Below are 20,129 nucleotides of genomic sequence, written 5' to 3' on the forward strand. Positions count from 1 at the left end.
TTAAGGGGATTTTCATGAAAAAAAGAAAATTTGCTATGGCTCTTGTGAGCTTTGCATCGGCTGCACTTCTTGCAGCATGTGGAACTGTTTCATCAACAAACTCTTCAGCAACGGGAACTGAAATTGGTGAGACAGTCAAAATCGGTTATAATTTGGAATTGTCAGGTTCCGTTTCTTCATATGGTCAAACCGAAGAAAAAGGTGCAAACCTTGCGGTAAAAGAAATCAACGCTGCAGGTGGAATTGACGGCAAGCAAATTGAAGTCATCACAAAAGACAATAAGTCTGAAACAGCAGAAGCAGCCACAGTTGCAACAAGTTTGGTAAGTGAAGGCGCAAACGTCATAATTGGGCCTGCAACTTCTGGAGCCTCGGCAGCTTCTATCGCAAACGTAACATCTGCAGGTGTGCCAATGATTTCACCTTCTGGTACGCAAACTGATTTGGTTGTTAACAGCGAAGGCGGTGTACAAGATTACTTCTTCCGTGCTACCTTCACTGATGGATACCAAGGTCAAATCATGGCTCAATATGCAACAGAAAACCTTTCCGCTAAGAAAGTTGTGCTTTACTATGACAATTCTTCAGACTACGGAAAAGGTATTGCTGATTCCTTCAAAGAAGCTTACTCAGGTGAAATCGTTTCTGAGATCACATTTGCTTCAGGTGACAAAGACTTCCAAGCAGCTCTTACTAAATTGAAAAACCTTGAATTTGATGCCATCATCATGCCAGGTTACTACAATGAAACAGGTACAATCGTGAAACAAGCACGCGGTCTTGGTATTGATGTTCCAGTTCTTGGTTCAGATGGTTTCGACTCACCACAATTTGCTGAGTTGGCAACAGCTTCTGCGGCATCAAATGTTTATTACCTCTCTGCATTTGTAACATCTGCAAGTGATAAAGCAAAAGCATTCTACGATGCATACGTAGCAGAATATGGTGAAGAGCCGTCTATGTTCTCTGCTCTTGCTTATGACTCTGTTTACATGGCAGCAGAAGCAGCTAAAGGCGCAACAACTTCGGTCGAATTGAAAGACAATCTTGCAGCTTTGAAAGACTTCGAAGGTGTGACAGGTACCATGTCGATTGACGCAGAACACAACGTTGTGAAATCAGTTTACGTTGTTGGCTTGACAGAAGGCAAGCAATCATCAGTTGATACTGTTTCAGTTTCTGAATAATAAAAAGAGGGCTATCCCCTCTTTTTCCCTTGTTTGGGACTTGATTGAAAAATATTTTTGTAGTAAAACTTGCAAATATTCTGAAAATTTAATACAATAGAACGAACGCTTAACAGCAACTATTTGAATAGAAAGATTGGTGAACTCATGCTTCAACAACTTGTCAATGGTTTGATTCTCGGTTCTGTCTATGCCCTTCTAGCCTTAGGCTACACCATGGTGTACGGAATCATCAAACTCATTAACTTTGCCCACGGGGATATCTACATGATGGGTGCCTTTATGGGCTATTATCTTTTGAACAAGATGACTTTTATCCAAGATGGCGGATTACGCTTTTTCCTAGCCTTGGTTCTCTCAATGGTCGGAACGGCTATTTTGGGAGTTGTCATTGAATTCTTGGCCTATCGTCCACTTCGAAATTCGACTCGGATTGCAGCCTTGATTACAGCCATTGGTGTTTCCTTCTTCCTTGAATATGTGATGGTTTATTTCTTTACTGCAGATGTAAAGGCCTTCCCACAAGCGATTAAGGCGGTGAATTTTAACCTTGGTCCAGTGACAGTTACCAACATCCAATTGATTATCCTTGGAGTTGCTTTGACTTTGATGGTTGCCCTTCAATTGATTGTTAAGAAGACCAAAATGGGGAAAGCAATGCGTGCTGTTTCAGTGGATAGCGATGCAGCTCAGCTTATGGGGATCAATGTTAACCGTACCATCAGCTTTACCTTCGCACTTGGATCTGCACTTGCTGGTGCTGCTGGTGTTCTACTTGGTCTCTACTACAACCAAATCGAGCCTTTGATGGGGATGACACCAGGTCTGAAAGCCTTTGTTGCGGCAGTTTTGGGTGGTATTGGTATCATTCCAGGCGCTGCCTTGGGTGGTTTTGTTATCGGTATTATCGAAACCTTTACTTATGTGATTGGTTTGGATACCTTCCGTGATGCCATCGTATATATTGTATTGATTATCATTCTTTTGGTAAGACCAAGTGGTATTCTTGGTAAAAACGTGAAAGAGAAGGTGTAAGCATGAAAGAGAATGTAAAAGTAAATCTAATCTGGCTGGCCTTCTTGGCACTTGGTTTTGCTCTGCTTCAAGGTCTTGTCGCAGCGGGTGTACTGAATTTTTACTATGTTCAAATCGTCCAACAAATCGGGATTAATATTATTTTGGCTGTTGGCTTGAACCTGATTGTTGGTTTCTCAGGTCAGTTCTCACTCGGCCATGCAGGATTTATGGCCATTGGTGCCTATGCGGTTGGTATTATCGGTAAAATGATGCCTTCTTATGCTGGTTTCGGGATTGCCCTTGTTGTTGGCATGCTTGTTGCTGGTTTGGTTGCCCTATTGGTCGGTCTACCAACGCTGCGCTTGAAGGGAGATTACCTAGCAATTGCAACGCTAGGTGTTGCGGAGATTATCCGTATCTTGATTATCAACGGTGGTAGCTTGACCAATGGTGCGGCAGGTATTATGTCGATTCCATTGTTTACCAACTGGCAGTTGGTTTATGTGTTTGTAGTGATTACAACGATTTTGACTGTTAACTTCCTTCGTAGTCCAATGGGCCGTTCTACCATTGCGGTGCGTGAAGATGAGATCGCAGCAGAATCTGTTGGTGTCAACCCAACCTTTGTAAAAGTAACTGCTTTTGTGATTGGCGCTATGACTGCAGCAATCGCTGGTGGTCTACACGCAGGATATGTTGGAACCATTGTGCCAAAAGACTTTGCTTTCATGAACTCTGTGAACGTTTTGATCATCATCGTATTGGGCGGCTTGGGTTCTATTACAGGTTCTTTCGTCGCTGCAATCGTATTGGGAATTTTGAATGTCTTCCTCAAGAGCTATGCAGATATTTCCATGATTATTTACTCATTGGCACTAATTCTCTTGATGATTTTCCGTCCAGGTGGATTGCTTGGAACTAAAGAGTTGAGTTTTGCAAACTTGCTCAAAAAGAAAAAGGAGGTTAACTAATGGCCCTTCTTGATGTAGAAAAATTGACAAAAAACTTTGGTGGTTTGACAGCCGTCGGTGATGTGACTATGGAACTCAATGCAGGTGAGTTGGTTGGTTTGATTGGTCCAAACGGTGCTGGAAAAACAACCTTGTTTAACCTCTTGACTGGTGTTTATGAGCCAAGTGAAGGCACGATTACCTTGGATGGCACTGTTTTGAATGGCAAAGCTCCTTCAAAAATAGCTTCCCTGGGCTTGGGACGGACTTTCCAAAATATTCGATTGTTCAAAAACATGACGGTTTTGGAAAATGTTTTAATTGGACTTGGTAACCACGGTAAAGCTGAGGTGTTGGCAAGTTTCTTCCGTCTACCAGCTTTTTATAAAAATGAAGTAGAATTGAAAGATAGAGCCATCGAATTGCTTAAAATCTTTGATTTGGATGGAGATGCGGACACGCTGGCTAAAAACTTGCCTTATGGACAACAACGTCGTTTGGAAATTGTTCGTGCCCTTGCGACCGAACCAAAAATTCTTTTCTTGGATGAGCCAGCTGCTGGTATGAACCCGCAGGAAACGGCAGAATTGACCCAACTAATCCGTAAAATCAAAGAAGAGTTCAACATTACTATCATGTTGATTGAACACGATATGAGTTTGGTTATGGAAGTAACTGAGCGTATTTATGTATTGGAATATGGCCGTTTGATTGCCCACGGTACACCAGAAGAAATCCGGACCAACAAACGAGTGATTGAAGCATACCTTGGAGGTGAAGCCTAATGTCAATGTTAAAAGTTGAAAATCTATCGGTACATTACGGCGTCATCGAGGCGGTTAAAAATGTATCTTTTGAAGTCAATGAAGGTGAAGTTGTTACCCTTATCGGTGCCAACGGTGCTGGTAAAACATCCATCTTGCGTACGATTTCAGGACTTGTTCGTCCATCAGCTGGAACGATTTCTTTCCTTGGAAATGAAATTCAAAAAGTTCCTGCCCGTAAAATCGTTGCGGACGGCTTGTCACAAGTACCAGAAGGTCGCCATGTTTTCGCAGGCTTGACTGTTATGGAAAACTTGGAAATGGGTGCCTTCCTTCGCAACAACCGTGAGGAAAATCAGGCAAACCTGAAGAAAATCTTTTCGCGTTTTCCACGTTTGGAAGAGCGTAAAAACCAAGATGCTGCAACCCTTTCAGGTGGTGAGCAGCAGATGTTGGCGATGGGTCGTGCCTTGATGAGCCAACCCAAACTCTTGCTTCTTGACGAGCCGTCAATGGGCTTGGCTCCAATCTTCATTCAAGAAATTTTTGATATCATCCAAGATATCCAAAAACAAGGTACAACAGTTCTCTTAATCGAACAAAACGCCAACAAGGCCCTCGCAATCGCAGATCGCGGCTACGTCCTTGAAACTGGTAAAGTTGTCCTCTCTGGAACTGGAAAAGAGCTCCTCGCCTCAGAAGAAGTCAAAAAAGCATATCTGGGTGGCTAAAAAGGTCCGGGGGACCTTTTTAGGTTGGAGATAGGAAAACCAGCAATGTAGGTTGCTGGTTTATCCCCAACCCTGACGGGTTGTTTTAGGTCGGAAATAGGGACCGTCGTCAGACGGTCTTTCCTTTTATTAATTTTTCGGACCTTTTTAGGTTGGAAATGAGAAGTTGCGGTAGCAACTTTTCACTATAATCTGATTTGGGACCTTTTTAAGTTGGAGATGAGAAACGCCGGCAGGCGTTTTTCTTTATATCAAGATTGGGCAGTTTTAATCGAGAGATAGGAAAACCAGCAATGTACGATACTGATTTGTCACCTGAGGCTGATGCGTTATTTTAGGTTGGAAATGGAACTGTTAGTCAAATGAACATTAGGTAAGGTTTAAACTAAAATATATTTTTAGTTTGAATAGTTTAGGTTTATCTTTTTAATAGACTTCACTCTTGCCATGTCATTCTTCTTATGCTAGACTGTCATAGTAGAAAAGGAGTTAGGATGAAACAGAAATTATCTCTTATCGGATTAATATTTATCATTATTTTGACGGTTATTCTTTCCTTAGCAAACCGTCAAGTGGTGGTTGTCAATTATCTTTTCGGACATTTTAGAATGCCGTTGATTTTGGTGATACTGGGCTCACTCTTGGTAGGCTTATTTATCCAGTATTTACTTGGAATGACTAAGAATTTGTCATTAAAGAGTGAGATTAAGAGTTTGAAAAAAGAATTGATAGATATTCGGGTTTTGCAAAATGAAGAAAATTCTGATAAGATAAATCAGATTAAGTAAATTTGTGGCATTAATAAGAAATCCACTTATAATGTAAGGAGAACAGATGTTTAATAAAGAATTTGGATTGATGTTTTATGTAGATGATGTAGCTGCTGAGAAGGCTTTTTGGACAGCTGCTGGTTTCACAATCTTCAATGAAGCAGAGATGATGGGTTATGAAACTTTTGATATGAAGCCACATGCAGAAGCGACAACGACCATTACTGTCTACGCAAATGAGTTTATCCGACAAGTATCTCCAGAAGTGATTGATATGAAGCCAAGTGTCTTGTTTGAAACAGATGATATTCATGGTCTTCAAGAACGCATCGCTGGCTTGACAGATACTTGCAGTCCGGTCAATGCGGAACCTTTCCCTAACTTTAACTTTGCTAGTCCAAGTGGTCATTACTTTGCAGTTAAAGGGTAAACAAATTATTGAATTTTGGAACAATCAGCGGTTTTCGATCGCTGATTTTCATATTTTTTCATAAGACATTGAAATCGTTTTCGGTTTTGTGGTATAATAAAGCATGAAAATCCAAGGGAGGAATACCTATGTCAGTTAAAGATTTTATGACCCGCAAGGTTGTCTATATTTCACCGGATACGACCATTGCCCAAGCGGCGGATATCATGCGTGAACAGGATTTGCACCGTCTGCCTGTTATTGAAAATGATAAGTTGGTTGGTTTGGTGACAGAGGGAACGATAGCAGAAGCAAGTCCATCGAAGGCAACAAGTCTTTCCATCTATGAGATGAATTATCTCTTGAACAAGACCAAAGTCAAGGATGTCATGATTAAAAATGTCATTACTGTATCTGGCTATGCCAGTCTTGAAGATGCTGTCTATCTCATGTACAAAAACAAGGTCGGTATTCTTCCAGTAGTTGACAATGGTCAGCTCTACGGAGTTATTACAGATCGTGATATTTTTGCAGCCTTTCTTCATGTCTCAGGATATGGAGAAGAAGGTGTTCGAGCTCGCTTTCTTGTTGATAACAAAGCTGGTGAGTTAGAAAAGATTATTCGCTTGGTGGCAGACAAAGACTACAATATCGTTTCAACGGTTCAATTGGCTACAAAATCTGGCAAGGTTGTCATTGAAGTGCAGATTGATGGTAAGGTGGATGTGGAAGAAGTCCGAAGTTTATTTGAAGGGGCAGGTATCCAGGTGGATAGCTTGACGCCGACAGTTGCAAAAAATATTTAATTTGTAAATATGAAATGGCAGTCCATAAGCGAATAAATGGACTGCTTTTTTTCTTTTTCTAGCTAGAAAATGCTGTGTCAAATTAGATATATGGTATAATAAAAGGGATTACACGAGGAGGAAGTATGGGACATAAGAAGTATAAAAAATACTATAAATCTGGCAAGAAAAATTCCGAAATCATTGGCTTGCTGATCCTTTTAGCCATTGGATTTGTCATGAGTTTTTGGTATATTTTATTGCCACTTGGCTTGTTAATTGGCTATTTCTATAAACGAGATGCCATCCATCGTTTTTTTCTTTCCAATGATATCAAGCGTCTGCAAGAATTGATAACCAGTTCAAAACTACATTTTGACCAGTATCAGCTGATGCTAGCTGAAAAAGGGGAAGACCAGGCTAGCCAACGGCTTAAGGGCGATTTACTGGGGCGATTGTTAGAGTTGGACTTGCTTTACCAAAAAACCAAAAAGTATTTGGATGCCTATTGGAGTCAGGAAGCACAAGCTACACTGAGCCTGCGTTACCGACTTCAAACGCCGAAAGAGGCGGAAGAAGTGGTTGTGGAAGAAAAAGTGGACCCCATTGTATCGGAAAAAGACTGGATTACCCAACATGCGCTAGAAATTTTGGAAACCTATTGCAATGTTCAAAAGGACAACCTGGTTATTCGTGAAAAGTTGGAAGCAACGACGGATAAACGAGAGGAATTAGAAGCTATCCATGAAGCCAATATGCGACGTTTTGAGGATATATTGGCCGGCTATTTGAAGATTAAGTCCTCTCCGAAAGATTTCTTTAATGCGGAAGAGCGTATGAGCCAGGCTAAGTTGGCTATGGAAAGTTTCGACAAGGAATTGGATGAAACCATTCGACAGTTTAACGAAGCAGACTTGAGGGATTTTGAAATTAGTTTACGGATGATGAAGAAGGAGGAACAAACAAGTCATGACAGGATTTAATTTTGATATCGACCAGATTGCAGCAACAAGTTTGGGGCAACGGGATAAAACAACTGAGATTATTCAAGCGACGCCGGTTGGTGAGACCAAATCCGTTTCTTTCTTGGCACAGTTGACACCTGAACAACAGGCTGGCATCGTGGCAAAGGCACCGCAGTTGGTAGATAATTTCTTGGCCAACCAAAACGCTTTGTTGGATTTCGGAAAGGAAGCCGTGGAAGAGGTTAATGCGACAGTAAACCATATCCTGTCTGAGCAGAAAAAAATCGAAATTCCTCAGGTGGATGAGTTGCTTGCCAATACCAATCGTGAGTTGAATGGATTTGTAGCCAAATACAAGGATGTTTCAACGACTGCCGAATTGGAGAAGAAACCTGGTTTCTTCCAACGCTTGTTTAAGCAGACCAAGAACGATTTACAAGAGTTTTACTTTGATTCACAATCGATTGAAAAGCGCATGGACAGCATGGCAGCTAGTGTTGTTAAACAAGAAGAAGTCTTGGCGCGCAATATTGTGTCGGCAGAGCTACTAATCGAGAACAACACCAAGTCCATCGAAAACTTGGTGGGGGTAATTGCCTTTGTTGAGGCGACTGGTAAGGAAGCAGCAGAGCGTGCACAAGTTCTTCAAACCAGTCTGGCGAGTCTTGCCCCAACTTCTGTGGACTACCAAGTTACATCAGAGAAGTTGGCGCGTGTGACAGAAGTTGCCAATATCTTGGAACAACAGCATTCAGAATACATGAGTCGCTTGTATGTAGCCTGGACAACCACTCCACAAATGCGCAATTTGGTCAAAGTTTCTTCTGACATGAAACAACGCTTGGGTATGCTCCGTCGCAACACCATTCCAACTATGAAATTGTCAATCGCTCAGCTGGGGATTTTGCAGCAGTCTATCAAATCTAGTCAGACAGCTGATGCTATTGTCAATGCTAACAATGCTGCCTTGCAGATGTTAGCGGACACCTCAAAAGAAGCTATTCCAATGATGGAAAGAACTGCACAAAACCCAACCTTATCGATCACTTCTGTGACCAAATTAGCTGAAAGTTTGGTAGCACAAAACAACGGGATTATCGCTGCGATTGACGAAGGCAGACAAAAACGTCGTGAATTGGAGTCGGCGATTATTCGCTCTGCTGAAACTATCAATGATTCGGTGAAATTACGGGATGAGAAAATCATTGCTGCTTTACTGGATCAAGGACGTCAGGCGCAGACAGAGGCAGAGCAAGTAGTAGAATCCGAATAAAAAGAGCAGTTCATATGAACTGCTTTTAATCTTTAGGAATAGGATTTTTATTGCTATCGAGGGTGAAGCCTTCTCCTAAGACTTCGTGTGCATCGAGGATGGTAATAAAGGCATGGGGGTCGATACGATGTATCAAGTCCTTCATCTCTTGGAGTTGGCTTTTATAGATGACTGAATAGACCATATGTATATCACGTCGACTGTAGAAACCCTGCGCCTTGATAAAGGTGATTCCTCGTTCAATTTCCACATCGATAGCTGTTGCTAATTCTTCTGATTTTTCGCTGATAATCATTACACCCTTGCTTCCGTAACCTCCATCGCTGATAAAGTCAATCACTCGCGATGCAATGGTCACCATGAGGAGAGTATAAAGTACGGTCCGCAGGTTTTGGGACACCAAGACCGTCAATGTTAAGACCAAGAGGTCGATGGCAAGGATAATCTTTCCAATTGAAAATTGGCTATATCGGTGGCCAATGCGGGCTAGTATATCTGCTCCCCCTGTCGTGCCGCCTGCCTTAAAGATGATGCCAAGGCCTAGACCAACAATGATACCGCTCAACATACTGACGATGAGCAAATCGCCTTCTAAATTGACTTGGAGTGGGAGATTTTCAAAGAGAATCAACCAAAGGGTCACTGCAAAAGTACCGATGAGAGAATAGATAAGTGTTCTATGGCCTAAAATCCGCCACCCCAGAATGAATAGAGGGATATTGATGACAATATTCATCACCCAGGGTTGAATGCCAAACAGGTAAAAGATAATTAAGTTAATCCCTGTCACCCCTCCTTCATAGAGGTGATTTGGCATGACCAGGTAGTTCAGTCCGAAGGAAAATAGACCTGCGCCTATAAGAATCAGACAGATTTTTTTCAATTGAATAGGATATGCTAATTTCAAGATATTTCCATCCTTTTTGCGTTCTTATGACCATTCTATCAGATTTTTAAAGCGCTAACAAGCAAATTCAAGGTGCTTTTTTGCTGGATTTTTGGTAAAATAAATGGAAATAGTTTTGAAAGTAGGAATAAGAAACCAGATGAGCAAGGGATTTTTGATATCAATTGAAGGGCCAGATGGGGCTGGAAAAACCACCGTTCTCCAAGAGTTGCTTCCAGCTTTAGAAATCTTGGGAAGGGAGATTGTGACAACACGAGAGCCTGGCGGAGTCTCCATTGCAGAAGCGATTCGATCCATTATTTTGAATCCTGAGAACACGGAGATGGATGATAAGACAGAACTGCTCTTGTTTGTTGCTGCGCGTCGCCAGCACTTGATGGAAAAAATTCTGCCTCCATTGAAAAGAGGAGCCCTTGTAATTATTGATCGTTTTATTGATTCCTCAATTGCCTACCAAGGGTTTGGTCGTGGTTTAGATGTGGATGATATCAACTGGCTCAACGCTTATGCGACAGATGGGTTGAAACCTGATTTGACGCTTTATTTTGATATTGACGTGGAAGAGGGACTGGCTCGGATCGCTCGAAATGCTAGTCGAGATGTGGACCGTTTGGACATGGAGAAAATCGATATGCATCAACGTGTTCGCCAAGGTTACTTGTCTATTTTGGAAAAAGAGAGTGACCGAGTGGTAAGAATTGACGCGAGTCAAGATTTGGCAGCTGTAACAGCGCAAGCCTTAGCTGTGATTGAAGAAAAACTCAAGGCCTAGCATGAAACAAGAACAATTAAGGGAATTGCAACCCAAGGTATTTTCCTATTTTCAATCTGTGATGACACAAGGTCGTTTGGCCCATGCCTATTTGTTTTCAGGTGATTTTGCCAGCTATGAGATGGCTATCTTTCTCAGCCAGTCACTCTTTTGTCAGGAAAAAGAAGGTGCCCTTGCCTGTGGTCACTGTCGGACTTGTCGACTGATTGAAGAGGGACAGTTTTCAGATGTGACCATATTGGCGCCCCAAGGAAATCTGATTAAAACGGAAACGGTTCGTGACTTGGTAAAGGATTTTTCACGCTCTGGTTTTGAATCCAATCAGCAGGTTTTTATCATCCGCGAAGCAGAAAAGATGCATGCCAATGCTGCTAATTCGCTTCTCAAGGTCATGGAAGAGCCTCAGAGTAAGATTCACCTCTTTCTGCTTACCAACCAGGAAGAAGCGGTTCTTCCAACTATTAAAAGTCGGACGCAGATTGTTGCATTTCCCAAAAATCAACCACTAATTGTACGAAAACTTGAAGAAGCGGGTCTCTTGCGCAACCAAGCGGTCTTAACCGCACAACTTGTTTCCCAACTCGATCAAGCCTTGGACTTGGCTAAGAATAAGTCTTATTTGGATTTACTTGCGATTTGTCGGAAATTTGTAGACAGTCTATTACAGTCACAAGATAGGGCTTTCCTTTTGGTACCCCAGTTAGTTGCCTTGGCGGTGGAAAAAGCAGAGCAGGCTCGTTTGTTTGAACTACTAACCTGTTTGTTGGCTGACCAGATGGCAGAGAGAAAGGCAAGACAATTGCTAACCGCCAGCCTTTCTGCCAAAAAAATGTGGCAGGCCAATGTCAGTTTGCAGAATACTTTGGAATACTTAGTCTTACAAACTCAGAATTAGAAAGGAAGAAGATGGATAAGAGAGAACTGTTTGATGCTTTAGAAGACTTTTCACAACAACTTTTGACGACACTTGCTGAGGTTGAGGCCATTCAAAACCACTTACGAGGAGTGATTGAAGAAAATACGGCTCTTCGTTTGGAAAACTCAAAACTGCGTGAACGTCTGGCAAAAGATTCGACCGTTTCAGCAAAAAATTCTAATTCTGGCAAGGAAAACCTACGTCATGTCTATGAAGATGGCTTTCATATCTGCAACTATGATTATGGGAAACGACGTGACAACGACGAACCCTGCATGTTTTGTGATGAACTATTGAATCGAGAATAGCATGAAAGTACAAAAATCATTTAAAGGGAATCAGGCAATTGGGAGTCTTTATCTTGTGCCGACCCCCATTGGTAACTTACAAGATATGACCTTCAGAGCCATTCAAACCTTGAAGGATGTTGATTATATTGCGGCGGAGGACACTCGAAACACAGGACTTTTGCTCAAACATTTTGAGATTGACACAAAGCAAGCCTCTTTTCATGAACACAATGCCCATGAAAAAATTCCTGTCTTGATAAATTGGCTCAAGTCGGGCCAGTCCATTGCCCAGGTGTCTGATGCAGGCTTGCCTTCTATCTCGGATCCTGGTCATGACTTAGTAAAGGCAGCCATTGCAGAAAATATTCCTGTTGTGGCATTGCCTGGGGCGTCCGCAGGAATTACAGCCTTAATTGCCTCTGGCTTGGCTCCCCAACCGCATATTTTCTACGGTTTTTTGCCTAGAAAAGCAGGGCAGCAAAAGGATTTTTTCCAAGAAAAGCGTGCCTATCCTGAAACCCAGATTTTCTATGAATCTCCTTATCGGGTGGCGGACACCCTGGAAAATATACTATCTGTCTATGGGGATCGTCAGGTGACCATCGTTCGTGAATTGACCAAGCTCTATGAAGAGTACCAGCGAGGAAGTATCACTGAAGTTCTAGATTATCTGAAGGAAAATCCTCTTAAGGGAGAGTGTTTAATAATTGTGGCAGGTGCTGGTGAAGAAGAACTACCGACCGCAGATGGTGTGGATCTAAAAACCGAGGTCGAAAAGGAAATCGCTGGTGGCTTCAAGCCAAACCAGGCTATCAAAGAGGTTGCCAAACGCTATCAGCTCAAAAAACAAGAAGTATACGATGTGTATCATGGACTAGGATGAGACCTAGTCTTTTGCTATTTCCGTATCTTTTCTGAGAATTAAGGTAACTTTATGGAATTTTCTGAATTCTTGTGATATAATGAACACATTACATTTTTTGGAGGGATACTATGACTATCTACAACTTCTCTGCAGGCCCTGCAGTATTGCCAAAACCAGTTTTGGAACGTGCTCAAGCGGAATTGCTTGACTATAACGGATCGGGTATGAGTGTGTTGGAGATGTCCCATCGCTCCAAGGATTTCGAAGCGATTATCAAGGGAGCAGAGGCTACCCTCCGCGAACTCATGGCCGTTCCAGACAATTACAAGGTCCTTTTTTTACAAGGCGGAGCATCTTTGGAGTTCACCATGATTCCTTTGAATTTTGCCAAGGGCAAGAAAGCCTACTATCTAGCTGGCGGCTCTTGGGGCAAAAAAGCCTATACAGAGGCTGTCAAACTGTCTAAGTCTTTTGATTTCGAGCCAATCTTGTTGGGATCAACAGAAGACATTACCTATGCAGAATTACCGACCTTTGATAAAAATGACATTGACCCAAGTGCAGCCTATGTTCACTTGACAACTAACAATACCATTGAAGGAACGGCTGTCTACGACATTCCTGATACCAACGGTGTTCCTGTTATCGGCGATATGTCGTCAAACATCTTGGCAGCTCGCTACAATGTAAAAGATTTTGCCATGATTTATGCAGGGGCTCAGAAGAACATCGGGCCTGCTGGTGTGACGGTGGTGATCATCCGAGAAGATTTCCTTAATGATGAGCCAGTCTTGTCTAGTATGCTAGACTACCGCATTCAAGCAGATAATGAATCGCTTTACAATACGCCACCTGCATACTCTATCTACATTTCCAAACTTGTCTTTGAATGGGTCAAGGAAATTGGCGGTGTAGATGAAATGGAAAAAATCAACCGCGAAAAAGCAGGTCTGCTCTATGACTATATTGACGCGTCAGCTTTTTACAGCAACCCTGTCCGTAAAAAAGAAGAACGTTCAGTAGCCAATATTCCCTTTGTGTCACCAAGCGAGGAGTTGGATGCTAAGTTTGTCAAAGAAGCGACAGCAGCAGGCTTCAAGAACATCAAGGGACACCGTTCTGTTGGCGGTATGCGGGCGTCACTTTACAATGCCTTCCCACGTCAAGGTGTAGTTGATTTGATCGACTTTATGAAGAAATTTGCAGCGGAGAATGCCTAATGGAAATTCGCTTAGCTCATCCTAATGAAGTAGGAGCAATTTGTCAGATTATTGATCAGGCAAAGGCTTTCCTAGCAGCTTCTGGCAGTAGCCAGTGGCAAGGTGCTTATCCTGATCAAGATACGATTTTTGATGATATTTTAACAGGTAAGGGCTATGTTGGTCTGGTGGACGGTAAGCTTGCTGTTTATGCGGCTGTATTTCGTGGGACAGAGGCTGCTTATGAAGCCATTTATGACGGCAAGTGGCAGCATAACAATCCCCTTTATACGACCATTCACCGTGTGGCAGTAGCCAAGGAGTATCAAGGTCAAGGCGTCGTTCAGACCTTCCTGCAAGGGATTATCGAAGGGCAAAAAGGACCTGATTTCCGCTGTGACACCCATGAGAAAAATCTGCCCATGCAGCACATTCTGGAAAAGCTAGGCTTTGTCTATTGTGGCAAGGTGCCCTTGGACGGTGAACGTTTAGCCTATCAAAAAATCAAGCATAAGAGCGAACGCAGTCTCTATCAGGAGATTAGTGAAGACGATCGTTGGTTGCTTGGAAATAATTAAAAATATGAAAGAAAGTCAGGCGGAGGCTCATCCGCCTTTTTAGGTAAGAATAATGGTATTTAGCGTACGAACATTTAACAATATTAACCAAGTTGGTCTCAAGGAATTGGGCAATCGTTTCCAGATTGACGGAGACCATGCTGCCAATCCAGATGCCTTTATTATCCGTTCTGAGAATTTGCATGGTTTTGATTTTCCTGAAAATCTCAAGGCTATTGCTCGTGCAGGTGCAGGGACCAATAATATTCCTATCGAGGAAGCGACTGAGAAGGGAATTGTGGTCTTCAATACTCCAGGAGCCAATGCCAATGCGGTTAAGGAAGCGGTCATTGCTTCCATCCTCTTGTCAGCCCGTGACTATATCGGGGCGAAAGCTTGGACCAATACTTTGTCAGGTGATGATGTGCCTAAGCAAGTAGAAGCTGGTAAGAAACAGTTTGCTGGGACAGAAATTTCAGGTAAGACTCTTGGTGTTATCGGACTGGGTGCGATTGGTGCTCGGATTGCCAACGATGCTCGCCGTCTGGGCATGAATGTATTGGGCTACGATCCTTATGTATCGATTGAAACGGCTTGGAGTATTTCCAGCCATGTCAAACGGATTGATGACTTGAAGGAAATTTTTACGCAGGCGGATTACATCACAGTCCATGTTCCTCTGACGGATAAGACTCGTGAACTCTTCAATGCTGCCACCTTTGGTTTGATGAAAAAAGGAACGACCTTAATCAACTTTGCTCGTGGTGAACTGGTCAACAATGCCGACTTGTTTGAAGCCATTGAAGCAGGAGTTATCAAGAATTACATCACTGACTTTGGTACGGAAGAAGTGCTCAACAAGGACAAAATCATCGTCTTCCCGCACGTGGGTGGCTCAACGGAGGAAGCGGAGCTCAACTGTGCCATTGCGGCTGGTCAGACCATTCGTCGCTTTATGGAGACTGGTGAAATCATCAATTCAGTCAATTTCCCAAATGTCAAGCAAGTGCTGGATGCACCATACCGTATTACGCTGATAAACAAAAATATTCCAAATATTGTTGCAAAAATTACTACGTCAGTCTCTGAACTAGGTATTAACATTGACAATATCATCAACAAGTCAAAAGGTGACTATGCCTATACCTTGCTAGACTTGGATGAGGCAGATAAGAGTAAAATTGACGCTTTGGTTACTAAATTTGAAGCAACGGAAGCCATTGTCAAGGTTCGAGTCATTCAAAATAAAAACTAAGTATGTACTTAAAAACGATCTATCAAAGTCCACTTGGACCTATGTCTCTTGTTGCTAGTGATAGGGGCTTGCGAGGTGCCTGGTTTGAGGACCAGAAGTATTTTGAACGAGGACTAGCTGAAGAACCAGTTCTAGGCTCACATCCTATTTTAGATCAGACCAGTCTCTTGCTGGATGCTTATTTTTCAGGTGAGGAAGCGGATTTTTCTAACCTACCGCTTGAAGCTATTGGAACGGAATTTCAGGAAAAAGTCTGGACATTATTGAAAGAAATTCCTCATGGCCAGACGACTAGCTATGGACAACTTGCCCAGCAACTGAGAGTCTGTTCAGGGCAGGCAGTCGGTGGAGCAGTTGGGCGAAATCCCTATTCTGTCATCGTTCCCTGCCACCGTGTTCTCAATCAAAAAGGGCAGTTGACAGGCTATGCGGGAGGACTGGATAAAAAAATCTGGCTCTTGCAACACGAAAATCCATACTTTGAGGTGAAAGATGATTTTATTTTATGAATATCCCAAGTGTTCGACCTGTCGAGCAGCAAAAGCAGAGCTGAAAAGTTTGGGCTTGGAATTTGAAGCTATTGATATCAAGGCAACTCCTCCAAGTGCTGACCAGCTCAAATCCTGGATGGAAGCAACAGGTTTAGACCTGAAAAAGTATTTCAATACTTCAGGAAATAGTTACCGTGAACTAGGTCTGAAAGATAAATTTGACAGCTTAACGGTGGATCAAGCATTAGACTTATTAGCTAATGATGGTATGTTGATTAAACGTCCTCTCTTGATTCAAGATGGAAAAATATTGCAGATTGGCTATCGTACAAAATATGAAAATCTCGGCTTATAAGGCCGAGATTTTTTCTTAAAAGGCGTATTCAATAGAGATATATTCATAGTCTTTACGTAGCTGGTAGAGCATATCTTGCTTGTTGGCACGCAGTTCCGCAAAGCTACTAGGACTGACCTTGTGAAGGTGAATTTTGACCTTGAGCTGCATGCCTTGTTTGTAGATGAGAATATCCAAGTCTTCCTCTTCTTCCAAATAAGGCGTGAGAATATCATAGATATTGTCCCTCAAATCAGGTGCCTGAATGGTACCGTGTGCCAATTCCATAAAAGCTGATTTCAAAAGTTGGAGTGGTTCTTTGAAGGAAATAACTGCAAGGGCAACCGTCACAAAGAAATCTCCTGTAAAATGCAGGAATTGGAGGGGACTATCCAGAGGGATGAAGGCTAGAAATAGAAAAGCAATACCGATGGCGGCTGAAATCAAGCCATCGATCAAGTTTCCTTTGGCCTCCGCTGCAATGATGGTTGAGATATTGCCGATTTTTTGATTCATATAACGATTGTAGGCATATAGACCGAAGCAGACAACTAACATGATACTGGTGTAGGGGATAACAGGACCAGTCGTCATCTGGTGTCCAATGCCATGTACAAAATAAGCAAAAGCTGTCGCTGCAGTTTCCAAAACTGCAAAAACAAGCAAGAGTAGGGTAGCCAAGGACTTCATAATGGCATAGAGTGGCTCTAGAAAGTGAAGACCTTGTGGGAATCTTGCTGTTCTTCGATGGCTATTTTTGGAAATATAGAAGGCAACCACAGATGATACAAAAGCAATTAAGGAGAAGACACTATCCAATAGAAGGGCATTTAAATCGGTCATAATGTAGACTGCGAGACCTGCCAAACCACTGACCCCATTGACTAGGGCAGAGATGGTTAAAGAGCGCGCTTCAATTTTCTTTGGATCCATTTATCTCCTCCTTAACTAGTTCACTAAATTTAGTATACTATATTCTGGAAGCGATTTCAAAAATATTGCTCATAGAAAAAGAGGGAGATCCCTCTTTTATGGTAATTCAATTTCCATGACAATCGGTGTATGGTCTTGGCGAGCACCGGAGTCAATCATAGCTGATTTGGTCACCTTGTCAGCGATACGGTCGCTAACCAACCAGTAGTCGATTCTCCAACCTGTGTTGTTGATTTTGCTGGTGCGGCTGCGTTGTGCCCACCAAGTATACGCATTGAGGACATCACCATGCAAGTGGCGGAAGGTATCCGTGAAGCCTTTGGCAAGCAGGTTGGTAAAACCTTCACGCTCTTCATCTGTAAACCCTGGTGACTGGCGGTTGCTGGCTGGGTTGGCAAGGTCGATTTCTTTGTGAGCAACGTTGTAGTCACCTGTGGCTAAGACAGGCTTTTGGCTGTCAAGCTGTGATAGGTATTCGGCATACTGGACGTCCCAGATTTGGCGGTCTGAAAGTCTCTTCAAGCCATCGCCAGCATTTGGCGTATAAACCTGGGTAACATAGAAGTCGTCAAACTCTAGCGTGATGATGCGCCCCTCAGAATCCATAGTGGTCGGAGCACCAATTTCCGGGAAGGTAATGGTTGGTGTTAGATGATTTTTATAAAGGAAGAGGGTGCCAGCGTAGCCCTTGCGTGCAGGCTCAACCGATGAACGCCATGTATTGGCATAGCCTGGGAAGTAGCCTTCGAGGATTTCCAAGTGCTTCTTGGTTGGTCCCTTGTCAGAGAGTTTGGTTTCCTGAATGGCAATAATGTCGGCATCTTCTGCAACTAGCGTGTCAATGACGGCACGGGATAGGAGGGCGCGTGGAGATTCTGCTGTCAAAGCAGCATTGAGGGAATCAATATTCCAAGAAATGAGTTTCATATGGGTTCCTTTTTCTAGTTTTATCGTGTTTTATTATACCAAAAATCTCTTGACCAAGCGAATCTAGGAACTGGAAAAATCGTTGTATTTTTTGTGTTGCAGTATTAAAAGTATGATACAATAGTAGCAAGTAAATCTTTGTTTTTGGAGGTTAGGATGAAAAGAACAGTAATCGGCTTTGCCTGGTTGGCACTCGTTTTGGAAATGCTTGTCTATTATTGGTTCCAATTGCCAGCTCTTAGTATCTACAGTTTAGGTTTTTGGATTTTCCTATTGCAATCTCTGGGCTTTACTTGGTTGATTTTGCTCTTTTCCAGTCCACAGGGATTGGTCCAAAAGGCCAGTAAATTGTCTGGTAGAAATCGGCAAGTAGAAACCTATGAGTTGAATAAGTCTTTGCCTGCCCATTTGGTTTGGTTAGGTCGGGCTTGGATTTTCGTTATTCTTGCCTTGATGGTGCTAGGGTTTGCAAATTCACGGATTTTTCGTGCCAAAGATTATGCCAATGTGGTGACGGTCCAGGATGCGGATTTTAAGGAGGATTTTCCAGAAACGGATATTTCAAAGCTAGCCCTTTTGGATCGGGCTTCTGCAGAGAAAATCGGTGATACCTATTTAGGGACCATTGATAAGGTTTCTCAGTTTGGCATTTCAGATGATTACCGTCAGATTACCATTGGTCAGCAGCCCTATCGGGTTTCACCGCTTGAGTACAAGAGCATTTGGAAGTGGATTAGCAATCATCAAGATGGGATTGAATACTATGTTAAGGTAAATCAAACGACAGGTAAGGCAGAGTTGGCAAAACTCAGCAAGGCCATGCATTACTCCGATTCTGAGTACCTGATGAATGACACCATGCGCCACCTCCGCTTCCAGTACCCAACGACCATTTTTGGCAAACCATCCTTTGAAGTAGATGACGAAGGAAACCCTTATTACATTGCGACCATCTATCAGCCACAGTTTGGACTATCTTCGAACGACCCAGTTGGAGCAGTTGTCTTGGATGCTGTGACAGGTGAAAGCAAGCGCTATGATCTTGCAGACATCCCAGAATGGGTGGACCGAGTGTATTCTGCCACAAATGTGATCAGTCGTGTGGATGATCACTATACCTATCAGAATGGCTTTTGGAACACCATTTTCAGTCAAACTGGCGTGAAAAATACGACGGATAGTTACAACTACATTACCATTGGTTCAGATATATATCTCTACACAGGGATTACCTCCGCAACAGCAGATTCTTCTAACCTGGGCTTTATTCTTGTCAATATGCGGACCCGCCAAATCACTAACTACAAGCTTGCGTCTGCGACAGAAACGGCAGCACAAGAATCAGCAGAAGGGGAGGTGCAGGAAAAAGGCTATCAGGCAACTGCACCTAGTCTGGTAAAATTCTCTGACAAAGCCTATTACCTGGTTTCCTTGAAAGATGATGCAGGACTGGTTAAAACCTATGCTTTGGTCGATGCAGAAGATTACCAGCAAGTAACAGTCAATAACGATTTGACGAGCTTGATTTCACAGGTGTCTGGTTCAGATGCTTCCAGTCTGGCAGGTGTCTCTAGTGATGGTTCGACCGCAAGTCAGGATATTCAAGTGATTGAAGGAACTATTGAGGCCTTAGGAAGTCAGATGATTGGAGGAACAACTGTTTATTACTTGCAATCTCAGGGAACGATTTATAAAGTGAAAGCAAGTGAAGATGCGACAGACCAGTTGCCATTTATGAAAGTTGGCGATCATTTCACCGGTCAATTGGCTAAAAATAACTACCTCAATCAATTTACCGTAGAAACAAAATAATCCAATGGGCTGATTGAAAT

Annotated in this window: 23 protein-coding genes; 20 read left to right on the top strand and 3 right to left on the bottom strand. The window is 42.7% G+C overall.

What is annotated here, in order from left to right:
- Positions 1–14: 14 nt before the first annotated feature.
- The 10 genes from J5566_RS04615 to J5566_RS04660 all read left to right on the top strand — a co-directional run bounded on the left by J5566_RS04615 (position 15) and on the right by J5566_RS04660 (position 8,851).
- Entirely contained in the window at positions 15–1,187 is a 1,173-nt protein-coding gene (locus J5566_RS04615) for an ABC transporter substrate-binding protein (RefSeq protein ID WP_208562293.1), read from the top strand.
- Positions 1,188–1,334: 147 nt separating this feature from the next.
- Positions 1,335–2,222: a branched-chain amino acid ABC transporter permease gene (locus tag J5566_RS04620; protein WP_208562294.1), complete on the top strand. Its 888-nt coding sequence runs from the start codon at positions 1,335–1,337 to the stop codon at positions 2,220–2,222.
- Positions 2,223–2,224: 2 nt separating this feature from the next.
- Positions 2,225–3,175: a branched-chain amino acid ABC transporter permease gene (locus J5566_RS04625; RefSeq protein ID WP_158457096.1), complete on the top strand. Its 951-nt coding sequence runs from the start codon at positions 2,225–2,227 to the stop codon at positions 3,173–3,175.
- Positions 3,175–3,939 carry an ABC transporter ATP-binding protein gene (locus J5566_RS04630; protein WP_208562295.1) on the top strand — a complete coding sequence of 255 codons (765 nt, stop codon included), beginning with the start codon at positions 3,175–3,177 and terminating at the stop codon, positions 3,937–3,939. The genes J5566_RS04625 and J5566_RS04630 overlap by 1 nt, the downstream gene beginning before the upstream one ends.
- The gene (locus J5566_RS04635; protein ID WP_208562296.1) at positions 3,939–4,649 is read left to right on the top strand and encodes an ABC transporter ATP-binding protein; all 711 of its coding nucleotides are present in this window, start codon (positions 3,939–3,941) and stop codon (positions 4,647–4,649) included. The genes J5566_RS04630 and J5566_RS04635 overlap by 1 nt, the downstream gene beginning before the upstream one ends.
- Positions 4,650–5,143: 494 nt before the next feature.
- Complete coding sequence (locus J5566_RS04640; RefSeq protein WP_208562297.1) at positions 5,144–5,437, top strand: LapA family protein; 294 nt, start codon at positions 5,144–5,146, stop codon at positions 5,435–5,437.
- 46 nt (positions 5,438–5,483) lie between these two features.
- The gene (locus tag J5566_RS04645; protein ID WP_208562298.1) at positions 5,484–5,849 is read left to right on the top strand and encodes a glyoxalase; all 366 of its coding nucleotides are present in this window, start codon (positions 5,484–5,486) and stop codon (positions 5,847–5,849) included.
- A 128-nt stretch (positions 5,850–5,977) separates the two neighbouring features.
- Entirely contained in the window at positions 5,978–6,634 is a 657-nt protein-coding gene (locus J5566_RS04650; RefSeq protein ID WP_208562299.1) for a CBS domain-containing protein, read from the top strand.
- Between the two features lie 125 nt (positions 6,635–6,759).
- The gene (locus tag J5566_RS04655) at positions 6,760–7,596 is read left to right on the top strand and encodes a hypothetical protein (protein WP_208562300.1); all 837 of its coding nucleotides are present in this window, start codon (positions 6,760–6,762) and stop codon (positions 7,594–7,596) included.
- Entirely contained in the window at positions 7,583–8,851 is a 1,269-nt protein-coding gene (locus tag J5566_RS04660; RefSeq protein ID WP_208562301.1) for a toxic anion resistance protein, read from the top strand. The genes J5566_RS04655 and J5566_RS04660 overlap by 14 nt, the downstream gene beginning before the upstream one ends.
- A 25-nt stretch (positions 8,852–8,876) precedes the next feature.
- Here the strand turns inward: J5566_RS04660 and J5566_RS04665 are convergent, their stop codons facing one another.
- Positions 8,877–9,758 carry a YitT family protein gene (locus J5566_RS04665; protein ID WP_244228951.1) on the bottom strand — a complete coding sequence of 294 codons (882 nt, stop codon included), beginning with the start codon at positions 9,756–9,758 and terminating at the stop codon, positions 8,877–8,879.
- A 139-nt stretch (positions 9,759–9,897) separates the two neighbouring features.
- Here J5566_RS04665 and tmk point away from each other — a divergent pair, with 139 nt between their 5' ends.
- The 9 genes from tmk to J5566_RS04710 all read left to right on the top strand — a co-directional run bounded on the left by tmk (position 9,898) and on the right by J5566_RS04710 (position 16,458).
- Positions 9,898–10,530 carry a dTMP kinase gene (tmk, locus tag J5566_RS04670; RefSeq protein ID WP_208562302.1) on the top strand — a complete coding sequence of 211 codons (633 nt, stop codon included), beginning with the start codon at positions 9,898–9,900 and terminating at the stop codon, positions 10,528–10,530.
- Between the two features lies 1 nt (position 10,531).
- Positions 10,532–11,425: a DNA polymerase III subunit delta' gene (locus J5566_RS04675; protein ID WP_208562303.1), complete on the top strand. Its 894-nt coding sequence runs from the start codon at positions 10,532–10,534 to the stop codon at positions 11,423–11,425.
- Between the two features lie 11 nt (positions 11,426–11,436).
- Positions 11,437–11,754, top strand: coding sequence for a DNA replication initiation control protein YabA (gene yabA / locus J5566_RS04680; RefSeq protein ID WP_208562304.1), 318 nt, complete (start codon positions 11,437–11,439; stop codon positions 11,752–11,754).
- 1 nt (position 11,755) lies between these two features.
- Positions 11,756–12,619, top strand: a complete 864-nt coding sequence (rsmI, locus tag J5566_RS04685; RefSeq protein ID WP_208562305.1) for a 16S rRNA (cytidine(1402)-2'-O)-methyltransferase — start codon at positions 11,756–11,758, stop codon at positions 12,617–12,619.
- A gap of 110 nt (positions 12,620–12,729) precedes the next feature.
- On the top strand, positions 12,730–13,821 hold the full coding sequence (gene serC / locus J5566_RS04690) for a 3-phosphoserine/phosphohydroxythreonine transaminase (protein WP_208562306.1): 1,092 nt from the start codon (positions 12,730–12,732) through the stop codon (positions 13,819–13,821).
- Complete coding sequence (locus J5566_RS04695; protein WP_208562307.1) at positions 13,821–14,378, top strand: GNAT family N-acetyltransferase; 558 nt, start codon at positions 13,821–13,823, stop codon at positions 14,376–14,378. Before serC ends, J5566_RS04695 begins: the two co-directional genes overlap by 1 nt.
- 52 nt (positions 14,379–14,430) lie before the next feature.
- Positions 14,431–15,612, top strand: a complete 1,182-nt coding sequence (locus tag J5566_RS04700; protein WP_208562308.1) for a 3-phosphoglycerate dehydrogenase family protein — start codon at positions 14,431–14,433, stop codon at positions 15,610–15,612.
- 2 nt (positions 15,613–15,614) lie between these two features.
- Positions 15,615–16,121, top strand: coding sequence for a methylated-DNA--[protein]-cysteine S-methyltransferase (locus J5566_RS04705; RefSeq protein ID WP_208562309.1), 507 nt, complete (start codon positions 15,615–15,617; stop codon positions 16,119–16,121).
- Positions 16,105–16,458, top strand: coding sequence for an arsenate reductase family protein (locus J5566_RS04710; RefSeq protein ID WP_208562310.1), 354 nt, complete (start codon positions 16,105–16,107; stop codon positions 16,456–16,458). The genes J5566_RS04705 and J5566_RS04710 overlap by 17 nt, the downstream gene beginning before the upstream one ends.
- Before the next feature lie 15 nt (positions 16,459–16,473).
- Here J5566_RS04710 and J5566_RS04715 read toward each other — a convergent pair whose 3' ends face one another.
- Both J5566_RS04715 and J5566_RS04720 read right to left on the bottom strand, forming a co-directional pair.
- Entirely contained in the window at positions 16,474–17,370 is an 897-nt protein-coding gene (locus tag J5566_RS04715; protein WP_208562311.1) for a cation transporter, read from the bottom strand.
- 96 nt (positions 17,371–17,466) lie between these two features.
- Complete coding sequence (locus J5566_RS04720) at positions 17,467–18,297, bottom strand: exodeoxyribonuclease III (RefSeq protein WP_208562312.1); 831 nt, start codon at positions 18,295–18,297, stop codon at positions 17,467–17,469.
- A gap of 156 nt (positions 18,298–18,453) precedes the next feature.
- Here J5566_RS04720 and J5566_RS04725 point away from each other — a divergent pair, with 156 nt between their 5' ends.
- Positions 18,454–20,109, top strand: a complete 1,656-nt coding sequence (locus J5566_RS04725) for a hypothetical protein (RefSeq protein WP_208562313.1) — start codon at positions 18,454–18,456, stop codon at positions 20,107–20,109.
- Positions 20,110–20,129 lie beyond the last annotated feature (20 nt).

The sequence above is a fragment of the Streptococcus suis genome, from assembly GCF_017601095.1.
Lineage (GTDB): Bacteria > Bacillota > Bacilli > Lactobacillales > Streptococcaceae > Streptococcus > Streptococcus suis_Z.